Below are 15940 nucleotides of genomic sequence, written 5' to 3'. Positions count from 1 at the left end.
TCGGACGGAACGCGCACCGGTTTCCCAGTGACGCGAAGGCGCGCTCATAGCGGGTGGGGGGCAGGAGTCAAGGGTGGGGGCAATCCAATCCTCCCCCGCAAGGGGGAGGTGTCAGCGCAGCTGACGGAGGGGGAGGACGGCGATGCCCTTAAGGCTCAAGCCGCTGTGCTTCCTCCCCCTCCGTCGCCTTCGGCGCCACCTCCCCCTGGCGGGGGAGGATTAACAGTGTCACTCCGCCGGCGCAGCCTGATTGCCCGACGTGCCGCCGCTGCGATCGACGCGGGCGGTCATGCCGGTGGCTTCCGCGTCGTCCTGGATCTGCGCTTCATCGGGCTGGGCCGGTTCGGCGACCGGGGCCGGGGCAGCCATGTTGTCGCTCACCATCGGCGCGGGCTCCGCCAGATTCTCTTCGGGCAGGTCCTCGGTCAGCTCCATCGCATTGACCGTGTTCTCGGCGGGAGCGGTTTCCTCCGACGCGCCTGAGCAGGCGGCGAGCGCGGCTGCGGCGACGAGGGCGGTGGCGAGCTGGAGCGTGCGGCGATAGTTCATGTCTGTCTCCCGGTGTTGTTCAGCGCGCGGACTGGGCCTGGGTGGCCGAGCGCGCCTCGATCTTGGATGCGAGCGTCTTGTCCCAATTATAGGGATCGCCGCGGAAGTTCATCGTGCCATTGGCGCTGCCATAGGCGGTCCAGTAGAGCAGATAGACCGCGACCTGTTTTTGCAGTGGCACGCGCGTGGTCTTGCCGCCGGCGAGGGTCTCGGCAACCTTTTCCGGCGTCCAGACCGGGTCGCCGGCGATCAGCAGATTGGCAAGATCGGCGGGGCGTTCCAGCCGGATGCAGCCATGGCTGGCGAGCCGGTCGAAGCGCGAAAATGTCCCCTTGGTCGGCGTGTCGTGGAGATAGACCGCGAAGGGGTTGTTGAAGTCGAATTTGAACTTGCCCAGCGCCGAGTGCGACGGCTGTTGCTGCAAGCGGCGGTTGGCGCCGGTGCCGATGATCTTGAACCCGTTGCGGGCCAGATAGGCTTCGCCCTTGGGAAACAGTTCGCGCGCGGCGATGCCGGCGGGGACGTTCCAGGGCGGGTTGATAACCACCGAATGGATGTTGGACACCAGCATCGGCGTCTCGCCGCCGCCGGGCTTGCCGGTCACACCGCGCATCGACATCACCGGGCGATCGCCTTCGAACACCGCGACGCTGGCCGAGGCGATGTTCACCTGGACCCGGTCGGTCGGCATCGATTTGGGCATCCAGCGCCAGCGTTCCATGTTCGCCATGATCTGACGCACGCGCGCCTCGACCGGTACATTGAGCGCGGCCAGCGTGCCTGTGGAAACGGTGCCGGTGGGGTTAAGGCCGTAGCGGCGCTGGGCGCGGATCACGGCCTCTTTCAGCTCGGCGTCGAACGTCGTGCCGAGCCGGGCGACGCCGTCATCCTCGACCGCGAGCCGGGCGCGCAGTGCGGCGACGCGCGGGCCGGTCGAACCGACGACCATGTCGGGGCCAGCGGGGATCGCGCTCCAGCCGCCCGCCGCCTCGATCAGGCGATAGCGGGCGAGGCCGGTGCGCAGCGTTTCATAGCCTTCGTACGGCGGGGCGAGGTCCGCCAGCCATTGGGCAAGGCGGTTCTCCGCCAGCGCGCGGGTGAATTCGGGGAGGGGATCCCAAGCCGCCGGGCGTAGCGCCCAATCCTGCTGGAAGTCGGCGGTGTCGAGTCGCCCGATATGGATCGCGCGGGCATAATCCAGCGCGGCGCGGACGAGGCCGGTGTCGTCGGCGGGCAGCACCTCTGCCGCCTGCGTCGAATAGCGCAGGCCGTGCGCGATACGGCCCTGCACGATGATGCGGCGCAGCTGCTCAGCCTGCGCCGGGGTCACCGTCGGAAGCGGAAGCGGCGTGGGAAGCGGCTGGACCTGAAGCGGTGCACCGGTCGGCGTTGCGCTGGGGCTGGGCGACGGGGCAGCCGTTTGCGCCAGCGCGGGCATGGCGGCTGCGAGCGTCAGGGAGGCCGCGACCAGATGCGGCCCGGTTCGTACGAACATCGAAAACTGCTTCCTTATCACCGGTGCATGCGATGATAGGGCGGGCGTCGGCGCTTGTCACCCGCCGACGCATGCCTGATCTCATGCTTCTGTTCAGACCGACGCGTTCAGCTTCGTCCCGACGACGCCAATGACGATCAGCGCCATGAATGCAGCCTGGACCAGCGATACCTTGTCGCCGAACAGGATCACGCCGCCGATGATGACCCCGACCGCGCCGAGCCCGGTCCAGATCGCATAGGCGGTGCCCGCCGGAATGTCGCGCATCGCCAGCGCGAGCAGCGCCATGTTGAGGAAGCTGAGCGCGATCGGCACGGCCGCCGCCTGCCAGGTGCCGGTCGTTGCGGCCCATTTGAGGCTTAGCGCCCAGATGATTTCGGTGACCACGGCAATGCCGAGGATGATCCACGCCATGCGGGAGTCTCCATGCGTGCGGGCTCGGGATAAGCGGGCGCGCAGGCCGGAAACCCGTAAGAGGCGGCGCGCCGTACCGGGCGGACCCGGTGTTGGGCGCGCGTCTTACCCCCCGGGGGGCGGGGGTCAAGCCCTGACGAGGCGCACCAGCGCCTCGTCGAGCGCGGAGAGGAAGCGCGAGCGGTCCTGCTTGCCGAACGGGGCGGGGCCGCCGATCTGGTCGCCGCCGGCGCGCAGGTCGGCCATGATCGCGCGGGTGGCGATGGCCGCGCCGATCGAGCTGGTGGTGAAGGGCTTGCCCGTGGGCGAGAGGACCACCGCGCCCGCCTTGAGACAGCGGTCGGCGAGCAGGATGTCGGCGGTGATCACGACCGTCTTTGGTCCGGCGCGTTCCGCGATCCAATCGTCCGCCGCGTCGAAGCCGTCCGACACGATCTCCCGCGCGATGAGGGGGTGATCGGGGATGCGGATGAAGCTGTTGGCGACAATCGTCACCGGCACTTCGCGCCGCCATGCGACCTTGTAGATCTCGTCCTTGACCGGACAGGCGTCGGCGTCGACCAGAATGTGGAGGGGGGAGGTCATGCCCTTGCCCCCACGTCGTCACCCCGGCCTTGGGCCGGGGTCCACTCTTCAGCTTGACCCAACGCTTGCGGCACTCGCCCCGCATCAGCCGCGAGCGGCAGGGGCGGCTGACGAGTGAACCCCTGCACAAGGCCGGGGTGACAAGCGTTTGTGGAAATCACTTCTTCGGCGGTTTGCCGCGATGGGGCTTCGGTGCGCGGCCCGGACCCGGACCACCGGCAGGGCGGGCGCGGTGCATCGGGCGGCTGTGATCGCGCGGTCGGCCCTGACGCGGTTCGTGGTCGCCGCGCGTGCCCGGAGGCGGCGGGCCGTCGGCGCGCTCGATCAACACGTCCTCGTCCGGACCCGCCGACTTCGCAACTTCGCGCATGAAGCGGTCTGCGATCGCGCTCGGAACCTGGAAACGGGTTTCACCGGCGCCGATGCGGATCGCGCCGATCTCGCTCTTGGTCACATGGCCGCGACGGCAGATCAGCGGCAGGATCCAGCGCGGATCGGCATTCTGGCGGCGGCCGACATTCATGCTGAACCACACCGTGTCGTCAAAGCCGGGACGATGGACCGGACCACGCTGATCGGACGGGCCACGGTCGATCAGTTCCTCGGGCGCGGGCATCGACGCGCGGTGGGCGCGGACAAGAGCGGCGGCGATATCCTCCGCCGTCATCTTTTCCATCAGCTCGGCGGCGAGGGCGCGATCATCCTCATCCGGCTCGACCGGGGCGGTGATCTTTTCGATCAGCCGGTCGCGATCCTTGGCCTTGATATCCTCGACGCTGGGGACGGGCAGCCACTCGGCGTTGATCTTCGCCTGCTTGAGCGTCATTTCGACGCGGCGGCGGCGCGGATAGGGGACGATGAGCACGGCGGTGCCCTTCTTCCCCGCGCGCCCGGTGCGACCCGAACGGTGCTGCAACGCCTCGGCATCGCGGGGCAGTTCGACATGGACGACCAGGCTGAGCGTGGGCAAGTCGATGCCGCGCGCGGCGACGTCGGTGGCGACGCAGACGCGGGCGCGGCGGTCGCGCAGCGCCTGAAGCGCGTGGTTGCGTTCCGACTGGCTATGCTCGCCCGACAGCGCGACGGCGGAAAAGCCGCGCTCGACCAGATTGGCGTGGAGGTGGCGGACATTGTCGCGCGTGGCGCAGAACAGCATCGCCGTCTCCGCCTCATGGAAGCGCAGCAGGTTGATCACGGCATGTTCGATGTCGGATGGCGCGACGGTGATCGCCTGATAGGCGATGTCGCCATGGCCGCGATCCTCACCCACGGTCGAGATGCGGTGCGCGTCGCGCTGATAGCGCTTGGCGAGCGCGACGATCGGCTTGGCGAGCGTGGCAGAGAACAGGAAGGTGCGGCGCTCGGTCGGGGTCGCGTCGAGCAGCGCCTCCAGCTCCTCGCGAAAGCCCATGTCGAGCATCTCGTCGGCTTCGTCGAGCACCGCGACCTTGAGCGCGGACAGGTCGAGCGCGCCGCGTTCGAGATGGTCGCGCAGGCGGCCCGGCGTGCCGACGACGATATGCGTGCCGTGCGACAGCGCGCGGCGTTCGCGTGAGGCGTCCATGCCGCCGACACAGGTCGCGACCCGCGCGCCCGCCGCAGCATAGAGCCAGCCCAGTTCCTTCGCGACCTGAAGCGCCAGTTCGCGCGTCGGGGCGATCACCAGCGCGAGCGGGAGGCGCGGCGCGGGAAGCGCGCCGTCGACCAGCAGGTCTTCGGCCATGGCGAGGCCAAAGGCGACGGTCTTGCCCGACCCGGTCTGGGCCGAGACGAGCAGGTCACGGCCGCGCGCATCGTCCTGCGTCACTTGGGCCTGAACGGGGGTCAGCGCTTCGTAACCGCGCTGTGTCAGCGCCTCGGCGAGGCGGGTGGGGAGGTGCGAAAAGGGCATCAAGCTCACAAATTGCCGCGCGCCCCGCGGGCAGCGCGTTGGAATCGGTCGGGTCGCGGGGGATTTGCGCGGCCCTTAGCGCATTTTTGCGGACTTGGCGAGGGGGCGTTGTTCAGGCGCCGATTACTGCACCACGACGGTGTAGCGCACCATCTTTGCGTTCTTCTGTCCACCGGCAAAGGGCTGGCCATAGCTGAACGCGATGGCATGGCGGCCTTTTACGGTCGTGCGCAGGGTGAAGACCTGGGTTTCGGTCCCCCCCGGCGTGCCGCCATCGCGGGTGACCGGTTCTCCAACCTGCTCGATCCCCGCGACGGGGACAAGCGCCCAGCCATAGCCGGTGCCGAGTTGCGCGGGCAGGCGTACCTCGAACGTCGCGCCCAGCGGGACGGTGCGCGTGGCACCGTCCTCGCCTTGCGTCAGCACGACCGCTTCATCCGGAAGCGCCCCGCCCGCCGCGCAGGCGGGGGTGGCGAGCGCCAGCGCCAGCGGCGCGAGCAACCCGGGTGCGGGAAGCGACCAACGGGTGAAGCGGGTCATGCTGCATTCCTTCCATCCTTAGCCGATCGGTCGCAGGATCAGCCGGTTCCGATCGATCAGCCGGAGCAAATCAGGGTTCAGCACCAGATCCTGCCGGGCCGGGCGAACCCATGCGGCGGCATAGCCGATGCTGTTTGCACCATATTTGATCCACATATAGCCATTCTCGCCCCAGCCGGTTCCCCAGGAGTTGCGGATCCGCCAGGCGCCCTTGGCATCGTCCCAACCGACGATGACCACGCCGTGGTTAATCCAGCCTGTATCATTCTGGTTGAACACGCCCGCAGTATAGGCCTGGAACGCCGGGGTGACGCGCACGGCGACCGCCAGCGGACCATGGGTGACCAGCGCGGATTTGAGCTGGGCCACCGTCGGCACTTCCGCCTTGACCGTGACGAAGCCCCACGCCGCCGCCTTGTAGGTGCCGGCAGGTGCGGGTGTGCACACGCCGTTGCTGGCGGTATACGGGGTCTGCGCTTCGGTCCGCACCTTGGATCCGAGCATCCAGGTGAACACCGGGTCCCACCAGCCCCCCGCGCAACTGCCGGCACCCGCGCACGACACGATATGCTGTTCGGAGGTGTCGATCACCGCATTGAAGCGCAGGCGATAGGTGCCTTCATAGGCGCCCATTGCGGTGAACGCCCAGCAGCTGCCGCAGCCGCCCTGGTTGCGGATCGCGGGCATCCTGCTTTCATAGCTGCAGCTCGCCGAACCGGCGGTGCAGGGCAGCGGGGCCAGCGTGAACTTCTTCGCGATCATGTACTTGCGGTCGAGGTCGAGCGCTTCGATCGCAAATTTGTTCTGGCTCACCATCTTGGCTTCCAGCTCGGCGGGCTGAGGAAGTTTCAGGCCGGTCAACTGCTCGATCGATCGATCCAGCGCGGTGGTATAGCCGATGTTGAAGGTCCAGCGTTCGGCAACAGCGGTCTGCCGCAACTGGGTGATCTGCGTCCTGATCTGTGGTGACGCCTTGAGCAGGCGCTGGTTGTAGATCGGGGCTTCCTTGATCTGCGCGGAAAGTGGCGCCTTCTTGAGCGATGGCGACTGCTGTGCGGCACCGGCGAAAAACGGCGTCGCCGCTATAGCGGCAAACGCGACGGCGCCTGCGATGATTGGGACGGCTTGCTTGAACGAGTTCATGTGGCACCTCCGAAACGGGGTTCACGCGAACGCAACAACTGGCTCTGGTCGGGACAAGGCTTGCGACTCCGGCCGCGAGCAGGCGCATAGTGACAGCACCGCCCCGGGGAGTCGAGGGCGAGAAAGCACCAATTCCGTGTTCATCACGATTGGCGCATGCAACAAAAAACCCCGGGGTTGCCCCCGGGGTTCTTCGTGTTTCGCATGGGGTGCGAAGATCAGATCGCCGAAACCTCGGCGACATCGACCTTCACGCCCGGGCCCATCGAGGACGAGACTGCGACCTTGCGCAGATACTTGCCCTTGGCGCCCGACGGCTTGGCCTTGATCACCGCGTCGACCAGCGCGTCGAAGTTCGAGCGCAGGTCGGCGGCCGAGAACGACGCCTTGCCGATGCCCGAATGGATGATACCGGCCTTTTCGACGCGATATTCGACCTGGCCGCCCTTGGCAGCCTTGACCGCTTCGGCGACGTTCATGGTGACCGTGCCGAGCTTCGGGTTCGGCATCAGGCCCTTCGGACCCAGCACCTTGCCGAGGCGGCCGACCAGACCCATCATGTCCGGGGTCGCGATGCAGCGATCGAACTCGATCTTGCCGCCCTGAACGATCTCAAGCAGGTCTTCGGCGCCGACGACGTCCGCACCCGCTTCACGGGCCTCGTCCGCCTTCGCGCCCTTGGCGAACACGCCGACGCGAACGGTCTTGCCGGTGCCGGCGGGCAGGGTGACGACGCCACGGACCATCTGGTCGGCGTGACGCGGATCGACGCCCAGGTTCAGCGCGACTTCGATGGTCTCGTCGAACTTGGCGGTCGCATTCTTCTGCGCCAGCGCGATGGCTTCATCGACGCCGTACAGCTTTTCGCGGTCGACGGTGCCGGCCAGAGCCTTCTGCTTCTTGGTCTGCTTAGCCATGGGTTCAGCCCTCCACCACTTCGAGGCCCATCGCGCGGGCGGAGCCTTCGATGATGCGCGTTGCGGCATCGAGATCGTTGGCGTTGAGATCCTTCATCTTCGCGGTCGCGATTTCGGCGAGCTGCGAGCGCTTGATCTTGCCGGCCGAGATCTTGCCCGGCTCCTTCGAGCCCGACTTGAGGTTCGCGGCCTTCTTGATGAGGTAGGTTGCTGGCGGCTGCTTCGTTTCGAAGCTGAAGCTGCGGTCGGCGTAAACGGTGATGACGGTGGGAAGGGGCGTGCCCTTTTCCTGCTCGCCGGTCGCCGCGTTGAACGCCTTGCAGAACTCCATGATGTTGACGCCGCGCTGACCCAGCGCCGGACCGATCGGCGGCGAGGGGTTGGCGGAGCCCGCAGGCACCTGGAGCTTGATATAGCCCGTGATTTTCTTTGCCATGTGTCTCACTCTGTCGCTGGACGCGGCTTGTGGCCACGCCCGGTTCAAGTTTAGCGGTCCAGACGCCCCGGACGTGTCGTCCGGTGCTCCCGCAATTCCAACGGTAGCCGGTGGAAGCGCGCGCCCTTAGCGAGAAAGCGGGCGGAAGGCAAGCGCGCGGTTTTTCGCTTGCAATGTTGGAATTGACATGTTCTACATGTGTTCCGGTCCGTATTTGGTCGCAACCGGCTCTTGTGCGATTTCCAAAGCGTCGCTAAAGCGCGGCACCGCACAGGGGTGTAGCTCAGCTGGTTAGAGCGTCGGTCTCCAAAACCGAAGGCCCTCGGTTCGAATCCGAGCTCCCCTGCCAACTCTTCCGGGCGCACCCGGAGCCCTTGCAGAGGTTTCGCCCCGCATGTTCCGCGCGCTCTACAACTGGACGCTGAAGCTTGCCGCGCACCGGCACTCCGACCGGTATCTCGCCGCGGTGTCGTTTGCGGAAAGCAGCTTCTTCCCGATTCCGCCCGATGTGATGCTGATCCCGATGATGCTGGCGCAACGCCAGCGCGCCTATTGGATCGCGACCATCTGTACCATCGCGTCGGTGCTGGGCGGGATTGCCGGCTATGCGATCGGGTATTTCCTGTTCGACACGATCGGGCAGTGGATCATCGACCTGTATCACCTGGGCAGCAAGGTCGAGAGCGTCCGCGCGCTGTATGACGAATGGGGCGCGGTGGTCACGCTGACCGCGGGCATCACGCCGCTGCCGTTCAAGCTGATCACCATCGCCAACGGCTTTTTCCACTATAATTTCCCGCTGTTCGTGATCCTGGCGATCGTCGGGCGCGGTTTTCGCTTCTACCTGCTCGCCTTCCTCGTCCATCGTTGGGGCGAGCCGGTGCAGGCATTTATCGAGGAGCGGCTGACCCTGCTCGGCTGGCTGGCGATGGTGCTGCTGATTGGCGGGTTCGGCGTCATCACGCTGATCTGAACGGGCGGGCGACGGCGGCGTCCCAAGCCCCTTGCCCCCCTGTCGCACAGTCGCTAGATAGCGTCCCCAATCCGACATCGTGATGGGGTTCGCCGGGTTCCTTGCTGAAGGAGCCGGGCGGAGAAACCTGTCCCGAAGCCGGGCAAATTATTCGCGAGGCAAAAGTGGCGAAGACCAATCCGCTGGAATTCATGCGCCAGGTGCAGGCCGAGACCAAGAAGGTCGTATGGCCGACCCGCAAGGAAACCATCATGACCGCGGTCATGGTGTTCATCATGGCGACGCTGCTTGGCCTCTTTTTCTTTGGCGTCGACCGTCTGTTCGGCGCGATCGTGAACTTCCTCCTCGGCCTTGCGGGCTGAGCGGCCAGATAACGGGAAAATCCATGGCGGCGCGCTGGTACATCATTCACGCCTATTCGGGCTTTGAGAACAAGGTTCGGGACCAGATCCTGTCCGACGCGACGCGGCTTGGCCTCGACGCGCTGGTCGAATCGGTCGAGGTGCCGGTCGAGACGGTGACGGAAGTGCGCCGCGGCAAGAAGATTCAGTCGGAGCGGAAATTCTTCCCCGGCTATGTCCTCGCCAAGCTGAGCATGAACGACGACGTCTATCACCTGGTGAAGAACACGCCGAAGGTGACGGGCTTCCTGGGCAGCAGCGGCAAGCCGCAGCCGATCAGCGAGGCCGAGGCCGCGCGCATCCTGAACACCAAGGAAGAAGCCGCCGCCGCGCCCAAGCAGCAGATCAAGGTCGATTACGAGATCGGCGATTCGGTCAAGGTGCTGGACGGCCCGTTCGCGAGCTTCAACGGCGTGGTCGAGGAACTGGATTTCGACAAGTCGAAGGTGAAGGTCAGCGTTTCGATCTTTGGGCGTGCGACGCCGGTCGAGCTGGACTTCGATCAGGTGGAGCGGTCGAAGTAAGGCTTCGGACCGGTTGTGGGTTACGGGAAAGCCGGGGTGGAAACGCCCCGGCTTTTTTGTGTTATCCTTTGTAATCAGGTCCGCTCGTTTTAGATGATCTTGCACGAGACTTTTTCTGTTTCTCGATTTCTGCCTGAGCAGATGAGTTTGCATCAGCGATTAGTCGGTTGACTAACTCAACCCCACTGTCCTTGGATCCTGTTCTGATTACGCGGATCAGGTAGCTGATAAGCCATAGGAAATGCAGCTTTCCGAGGATCGGGATGCCCTTGTAGTCACTGGGAACCATTTCTTCGTCGCTAATATAGCGGTAAGCAGCGTTCATAACGTCGCTTAGCTCATTGTTGGCAAATGAGATGTCTCGCCCACTGTGCGCGCAGGCGTTTCGCATTTCCCGTACCAAGTCGCACATTCTAGCAGTCTCTCGGTCGATATACCCTATCGCTTGGGATAATTTGATCTTCGCTGAGAAAGTGCCGAGAATCGCATCCGGGCCGAATATCCTCGCATTCTCGTCGGCATTGAGGTCCACCATGGATGACTTGATTCGGCGCACCAGCATGTCCTCAACTGCCGTGGTTAGCAGGATGACGGCGCCGCGATCGGTCTCATTCATCACCGTTACACCCAGCTCCTCGGCATTTTCAGTCGAGCGAACTTTGCAAAATGCCTTGAGGCTTTTCAGTGCCGCATCACGGCTCGGGTGCATTTGCTTTCGCGTGCTGCCTTTTGGTCCGGACATCTAGTCAGTTGCCTCATGTTGCGGATGACTTCGTTGATGCTTCACTATCCACAAGCCCCGCTGTGCCCAAGGGACAGATTCCCTCGACTTGAACGCAACGAAAAGGCGGCAGGGTTTCCCCTGCCGCCCGCTTCACTTCTTATTCTTTTGCTCGCCACCCTTGAGAGCGGCGATAACTGCGGCAAGCCCGAATAGGATCTCCGCAAAACAGTGCATTTCCATCGTCGTAACTTTCGGCGATGGGGACGCGCCCCCAGCTCAATGGGGAATCGTTGCAACGAGCGATTCGGTTTTTGAGAGGCCGACCCTCTGTTTTTCGAGTTCGCTGTTTTCGGGTTCGCTGTTTTCGGGTTCGCTGTTTTCGGGTTCGCTGTTTTCGGGTTCGCTGTTTTCGGGTTCGCTGTTTTCGGGTTCGCTGTTTTCGGGTTCGCTGTTTTCGGGTTCGCTGTTTTCGCTTGAAGGCGTGGCCACGCCTTCAAGCTCTTGATCTGGTGACCAAGCATTCCGAATTCAAGACGTAGTGCGATCCTCGCGATCTCGCCGATGAGTGCGCGAACTGTGTGTCGGCAAATGCCACTCCCATCCGATCCCCGATCCGGCACCCGCAGAATTCGCCCAATACCCCATCACCCCTTCCTCTTCCGCCACCCCTTGACCTGATCGAGCGCCGGTAGCTTCGGGAAGGGCTCCTCATGCGGGCTTTCGCTGGTCGCCGCTGTCGCGGAGCGGCGTTCGGCTTCGGTGCTGTCGAAGGCGTCGCGGGCGCGTTGCAGGCGGGCTTCGTACACGGCGGACAGGCGATAGCTGTGGGCTTCGCGGCTTTCGCCGCGGCGGCGCTTATCCGCCCTGCTCGCCACCGTCGATGAAGTTCCCGAGAGCGGGTTTTGGCTGCGCGCCAGCAATTGCGGATGGCGCTTCCAACTTGTCCGCGATCCGGCTGAGCGCGCGCTGCATTCGATGCAGGGTCAGCGCGATCGATCCGAACAGGACGAGATACGTGACCATGGCTACGTAATAGGCGACATATTCGAACGACATCATTCTTCCCCCAGCAAACCCTGATCTCCGTCGGTGTGGACGCCTCCTTCGGATGCGGCAATGGCATTTTGCGCGGGTCCCCGGAGTGCAGTCGACCGCATTGCACGCGCGAGGGTATCCGCCGGTTTGCGCTCTGGGGTCCATTCGCTTCATACGTCGCGGACAGGCGGTCGCTGTGGGCTTCGCGGCTTTCGCCGCGGCGGCGCTTGATGTGCAGGGGGGCATCCTGGAGGCGGGGCTCTGGCGGCGGCGGGCGGGGGCCAGACCCATGAAGGCCGCTTTCAAACGATCAGAGATGGAGTAGAAGACGGACGAGCCATTCCCGTTGTTTCAGTCGCGGCATTCCGACTTATGGTATGGAGAAACCGATGAAATTCACAGCAATTGTCGCTGCGGCAGTCGCGTCGCTGATAGGCGTCCAGGCAAATGCGCAATCCGTGCCCTCGCCAACCGAAGTGGCGGCGCGTTGGAAGGCGTATCTGACCGATACTAGCTTCACCTACTATCGGGGGCCGACGCTCACGCGCGAGGGATCAAATATCACCGTGTGGAAAGTATCGGTCCCGACGCCATCAATGAGCAAGATTGGCGTTCCGGCGATCTATGAGAAAGCCACCTACGACTGCACAGGTAAGCGCAAGAAAATCGTCGAGGCCCACCAATTAAAGGTTGATGGGTCAGCGCATTCGAATACCGGCAGCGGCGCAAAGCTGAATAACTGGGCGCCAGTCCTGAGCGCCTCCGATGTCGCATTGCAGACTGCGGTTTGCGCCAATTAAGCTAGAGGACGGCTTTCGGGATGAGGAAACCGCCAGCTGATTGGCCGACATTGAGCCGCAAAGCTGCGCCTGCCTCATCACCTCCTGCTCCTTCGGTGCCCAATCGCCACCCACTGATCGAGGTCGTTTCACCCCTTTCCCTTCCGCCACCCCTTGACCTGATCTAGCGCCGGTAGCGTCGGGAAGGGCTGCTCATGCGGGCTTTCGCTGGTCGCCGCCGTTGCGGAGCGGCGGGCGGCTTCGGCGACGTCGAAGGCGTCGCGGGCGCGTTGCAGGCGGGCTTCGTACATCGCGGACAGGCGGTAGCTGTGCGCTTCGCGGCTTTCGCCGCGGCGGCGCTTGATGTGCGGGGGGTCTTCCTGGAGGCGGACGCTCTGGTGGTGGAGGCGCAGGAGCATCAGCGCCTCGTCCGCGGTCATGCTGGGGATTGGCGGGGGATCGTTGTGGCGCCAGGCATCGTCGGCGTAGCTCGACGGCAGGGCGGCGGCCATCAGCGCCATCTCGACCCGCTCATAGCCGGTTTCGAGCGCCAGCTGCATTTCGCGGGCGAAGGCGGGGCTTTGGCGACGGCGGGCGTAGAAGGCGGAGTGGCTGAAGCCGGCGGCTGCGGCGGAGAGGCGGACATTGGCGGTGGCGCTGAGCGCGGAGAGGAATGCCTGTTCGGCGGCGCGGTCGAGCGCGCGGCGGGGAAGGGTGCGCAGTTGCATGCGGCCCGATGCGGTGCGGATCGCGCGGGGCTCGGCGGTGTCGGGCTGGTCGGATGCGGGCTGGTTGAGGCGGGCATGGGCGATGGCGAGCGCGGCGTCCCATTCGGCGGCGAAGGCGGCGTCGCGGGCCCGGCGCTTGGTCATGGTGGAGCGGTGGAAGCCGAGGCTGCGCGCTGCCTCCCGCGCGTTGCCGCTGCGGCGGAGCGCGGCGAGGAAGGCGGCGTTCTCCTTTGCCTGACGCCGGTTGAAGGGGCGGGTTCCGGTCACCGGTGAGTGTTCCGAAACCAAATCCAACATTGCAAGGGGGGAGTGGGGGCCGTCGCAATTCCCCTCCCTGAAAGGGAGGGGCTAGGGGTGGGTTTAGTGGCAAGCGAGGCTCGATGCCTCGGTTGCCGCTGTTTTGCCGCGCGGTCTGTTTGAGTCTTTGCTGCGCGCAGACGCGCGCACCCACCCCCGACCCCTCCCTTTCAGGGAGGGGAGGGGGTTACGCCACGCGCATGGCGTCTTGCATGCTGTCGCGGGTGGCGAGGGTGCGGGCTTCGGTGACGGGGAGGGGGCGGCCGAAATAATAGCCCTGGACCTTGGTGCAGCCGAGTGCCTGGATCAGGCGGTGTTCGTCCTCGGTCTCCACGCCTTCCGCCGTAGTTGCCATGCCGAGGCTCTGGGCGAGCGCGACGACGGCGCGGATGATCGCGACCGCCTCTTTCTGGCCCTTGGAGGCGCCCTGGACGAAGCTGCGGTCGATCTTGATCGAGCTGAAGCGGGTGCGGGACAGGTAGCCGAGCGAGGAATAGCCGGTGCCGAAATCGTCGAGGCTGAGGCGCACGCCCATGTCGAGGATTGCCTCCAGCGTCTGAACCGCGGCGGTGCCTTCGCGCATGAACACGCTTTCGGTGACTTCGAGTTCAAGGCGGCTGGGGTGGAGGCCGCTCTCCTTGAGCGCGCGGCCGACGAACGCGGCGAAGCCGGCATTGTGCAGCTGTTCGGGGCTGACATTGACCGCGACGCGGATCGGGTCGTCCCACTTGGCCGCCTCGATACAGGCGGCGCGCAGCACCCATTCGCCGATCGCGGCGATCAGGCGCGCTTCTTCGGCAAGCGGCACGAATTTGGCGGGGGAGATCGGGCCAAGCTCGGGATGCGTCCAGCGCAGCAGCGCCTCAAACCCCATCAGCGCGCCGGTGCCGGCCTGGACCACCGGCTGATAGAGCAGATGGAACTGATCGTTTTCGAGCGCGGCGCGCAGGGCGATTTCGAGGACGCGGCGCTCCTCCGCCTCGACATGCAGCTGCGGCTCATAGGCGTGGAGCTGGCCACCGCCAGCGTCCTTGGACCGGTAGAGCGCCAGATCGGCCGAGCGGATCAGCATCTCCGCCGTGCGACCGTCGCGCGGGCCGAAGGCGAGGCCGACGCTGGCGCCGATATAGAGGGTGTGGTTGTCGACGTCATAGGGCGCAGAGAGCACGTCGATGATCGTGCGGGCGAGCTGTTCGACCGCAACCGAATCATTGGCGTCGCGCACGACCACGGCGAATTCGTCACCGCCCAGCCGCCCGATCATCTCGTTCGGGGTCATCAGCTGCTTGAGGCGTTCGGACACGCGCATCAGCAGCCGGTCACCGACCGGGTGGCCAAGCGTGTCGTTGACCGCCTTGAACCGGTCGAGGTCGATCATCATGAAGGCGCAGCGCGCGCTCCACTTGTCCGCTTCGGCCATGGCGGTGGCGAGCGCTTCGTTGATCAGCAGGCGATTGGGCAGGCCGGTGAGCGTGTCGTAGCGCGCCATCTTGCTGATCTTGTTCGCGGATTCGCGCGCTTCGGTGACGTCGGAGCCGACGCCGCGGAAGCCGATAAAGCTGCCGTCTTCGCTGAAGCGCGGCGAGCCGGTGAGTTCCCACCAGCGCTCTTCGCCATCGACGATGACGGGGAGGAGGATGTCGCGGAACGGCTCACGTTTCTTGAGCGATTCGGCGAGGTCGCGCAGGCCTTGCGCGAAATTGCCGCTTTCCCAGGCCGAACCGGCGAGCACCTGAAGGAAGGGCATGCCGTTGATCGCCTTGGGATCGACGCCGAGCGAGACGGCGAAGCGCGGATTGGCGCGGTGGACGCGGCGCTGGGAATCGGTTTCCCACAGCCAGTCGGCGCTGTGATCCTCGAACTCGCGCAGCAACAGGCTGACCGTATCGTCGCGTTCGGCGAGCGCAATCTCGCCCGCGCGGATCACGACCAGCGCCTTGCCGCGCGCAAAACAGGCGATGACCAGCAGCGATGTGAAGAGCAACGCCGCCGCACCAAGCGCGGGCGATTGGGTGAGGGCGAGCGCGGTGGCATTGGCGGTGCCGAGCACGACGAGGAAACAGATCGTAGCGAGCGGGAGCGCGGCCATCGCGACCGACGAGGCGACCATCAGGATCGACAGCACGACCCACATGCCATTGGCCGCTTGCGCATTGCCATAGGCGCCGAAGAGCAGCGGCGCGATCGACCAGACGGCGCCGAGCGCGATGCCGTCGAGCACCGTGTCGCGCACGTCGCTCAGCGTGGCGGTGCGTTCGGTGCGGTGGCGCACGGCGAGGCGGCGGAAGGCGACGGCGGTCCCGACCGCCGCGACCAGCGCGCCCCAGCTGGCAAGCTGCCACAGCGGAACCAGGCTCGCGTAATTGAGGAAGATCAGCGTCGCGCCGAGGACGTTGGCGGCGAGCATGAACAGGGCGAGCTGGCTGCCCGCGTTCATCTGAGCCGCACGGATCGGCCCCCAGTCGGTGGTATCCGCCGGATCATAAAGGCCGAGCAGCGCGCGCATGTC

General features: G+C 65.3%; 19 protein-coding genes and 1 tRNA gene. 5 read left to right on the top strand and 15 right to left on the bottom strand.

Features of this window, described 5'->3' with window-relative positions; all coding sequences use genetic code 11:
* Positions 1-228: 228 nt before the first annotated feature.
* The 9 genes from ACRYLO_RS09240 to rplK form a co-directional block, all read right to left on the bottom strand.
* On the bottom strand, positions 229-549 hold the full coding sequence (locus ACRYLO_RS09240) for a hypothetical protein (protein ID WP_482659877.1): 321 nt from the start codon (positions 547-549) through the stop codon (positions 229-231).
* A 19-nt stretch (positions 550-568) separates the two neighbouring features.
* Complete coding sequence (locus tag ACRYLO_RS09235; RefSeq protein WP_482659876.1) at positions 569-2044, bottom strand: L,D-transpeptidase family protein; 1476 nt, start codon at positions 2042-2044, stop codon at positions 569-571.
* A 93-nt stretch (positions 2045-2137) separates the two neighbouring features.
* Positions 2138-2458: a DMT family transporter gene (locus tag ACRYLO_RS09230; RefSeq protein WP_482659875.1), complete on the bottom strand. Its 321-nt coding sequence runs from the start codon at positions 2456-2458 to the stop codon at positions 2138-2140.
* A gap of 126 nt (positions 2459-2584) precedes the next feature.
* Complete coding sequence (locus ACRYLO_RS09225) at positions 2585-3043, bottom strand: YaiI/YqxD family protein (RefSeq protein ID WP_482659874.1); 459 nt, start codon at positions 3041-3043, stop codon at positions 2585-2587.
* Positions 3044-3200: 157 nt separating this feature from the next.
* The gene (locus ACRYLO_RS09220; RefSeq protein ID WP_482661709.1) at positions 3201-4934 is read right to left on the bottom strand and encodes a DEAD/DEAH box helicase; all 1734 of its coding nucleotides are present in this window, start codon (positions 4932-4934) and stop codon (positions 3201-3203) included.
* A gap of 123 nt (positions 4935-5057) precedes the next feature.
* Positions 5058-5474 (bottom strand): protease inhibitor I42 family protein, encoded by a 417-nt coding sequence (locus tag ACRYLO_RS09215; RefSeq protein WP_482659873.1) that lies wholly within the window; start codon positions 5472-5474, stop codon positions 5058-5060.
* Positions 5475-5492: 18 nt separating this feature from the next.
* Positions 5493-6617 carry a C1 family peptidase gene (locus ACRYLO_RS09210; RefSeq protein WP_482659872.1) on the bottom strand — a complete coding sequence of 375 codons (1125 nt, stop codon included), beginning with the start codon at positions 6615-6617 and terminating at the stop codon, positions 5493-5495.
* Between the two features lie 218 nt (positions 6618-6835).
* Entirely contained in the window at positions 6836-7534 is a 699-nt protein-coding gene (gene rplA, locus ACRYLO_RS09205; RefSeq protein WP_482659871.1) for a 50S ribosomal protein L1, read from the bottom strand.
* A gap of 4 nt (positions 7535-7538) precedes the next feature.
* Positions 7539-7970 (bottom strand): 50S ribosomal protein L11, encoded by a 432-nt coding sequence (rplK, locus tag ACRYLO_RS09200; RefSeq protein ID WP_066663141.1) that lies wholly within the window; start codon positions 7968-7970, stop codon positions 7539-7541.
* Between the two features lie 272 nt (positions 7971-8242).
* Between rplK and ACRYLO_RS09195 the strand changes: the two genes are divergently transcribed.
* The 4 genes from ACRYLO_RS09195 (at position 8243) to nusG (ending at position 9868) form a co-directional block, all read left to right on the top strand.
* A tRNA-Trp gene (locus tag ACRYLO_RS09195) sits at positions 8243-8319 on the top strand.
* A 45-nt stretch (positions 8320-8364) separates the two neighbouring features.
* Positions 8365-8943, top strand: a complete 579-nt coding sequence (locus ACRYLO_RS09190) for a YqaA family protein (protein ID WP_482659870.1) — start codon at positions 8365-8367, stop codon at positions 8941-8943.
* A gap of 164 nt (positions 8944-9107) precedes the next feature.
* A complete protein-coding gene (gene secE / locus ACRYLO_RS09185; protein WP_294019046.1) occupies positions 9108-9305 on the top strand; it encodes a preprotein translocase subunit SecE in 198 nt (65 codons plus the stop codon).
* Between the two features lie 23 nt (positions 9306-9328).
* Complete coding sequence (gene nusG / locus ACRYLO_RS09180; protein ID WP_482659869.1) at positions 9329-9868, top strand: transcription termination/antitermination protein NusG; 540 nt, start codon at positions 9329-9331, stop codon at positions 9866-9868.
* Between the two features lie 61 nt (positions 9869-9929).
* Here nusG and ACRYLO_RS09175 read toward each other — a convergent pair whose 3' ends face one another.
* The 4 genes from ACRYLO_RS09175 to ACRYLO_RS09160 form a co-directional block, all read right to left on the bottom strand.
* Positions 9930-10610, bottom strand: coding sequence for a DUF4145 domain-containing protein (locus ACRYLO_RS09175; protein WP_482659868.1), 681 nt, complete (start codon positions 10608-10610; stop codon positions 9930-9932).
* A gap of 258 nt (positions 10611-10868) precedes the next feature.
* Positions 10869-11081, bottom strand: coding sequence for a hypothetical protein (locus ACRYLO_RS09170; RefSeq protein ID WP_482659867.1), 213 nt, complete (start codon positions 11079-11081; stop codon positions 10869-10871).
* A 155-nt stretch (positions 11082-11236) separates the two neighbouring features.
* Positions 11237-11467 carry a hypothetical protein gene (locus ACRYLO_RS09165; RefSeq protein ID WP_482659866.1) on the bottom strand — a complete coding sequence of 77 codons (231 nt, stop codon included), beginning with the start codon at positions 11465-11467 and terminating at the stop codon, positions 11237-11239.
* Positions 11448-11648, bottom strand: a complete 201-nt coding sequence (locus ACRYLO_RS09160) for a hypothetical protein (protein WP_482659865.1) — start codon at positions 11646-11648, stop codon at positions 11448-11450. Before ACRYLO_RS09160 ends, ACRYLO_RS09165 begins: the two co-directional genes overlap by 20 nt.
* A gap of 368 nt (positions 11649-12016) precedes the next feature.
* Here ACRYLO_RS09160 and ACRYLO_RS09155 point away from each other — a divergent pair, with 368 nt between their 5' ends.
* The gene (locus ACRYLO_RS09155; RefSeq protein ID WP_482659864.1) at positions 12017-12427 is read left to right on the top strand and encodes a hypothetical protein; all 411 of its coding nucleotides are present in this window, start codon (positions 12017-12019) and stop codon (positions 12425-12427) included.
* A 128-nt stretch (positions 12428-12555) separates the two neighbouring features.
* Here ACRYLO_RS09155 and ACRYLO_RS09150 read toward each other — a convergent pair whose 3' ends face one another.
* Positions 12556-13401, bottom strand: coding sequence for a hypothetical protein (locus ACRYLO_RS09150; protein ID WP_482659863.1), 846 nt, complete (start codon positions 13399-13401; stop codon positions 12556-12558).
* A gap of 217 nt (positions 13402-13618) precedes the next feature.
* Complete coding sequence (locus ACRYLO_RS09145) at positions 13619-15937, bottom strand: putative bifunctional diguanylate cyclase/phosphodiesterase (protein WP_482661708.1); 2319 nt, start codon at positions 15935-15937, stop codon at positions 13619-13621.
* Positions 15938-15940: the final 3 nt, after the last annotated feature.

The organism is Sphingomonas sp. SDUR79 (assembly GCF_056821745.1).
This window is presented reverse-complemented; position numbering and strand designations above follow the sequence as displayed.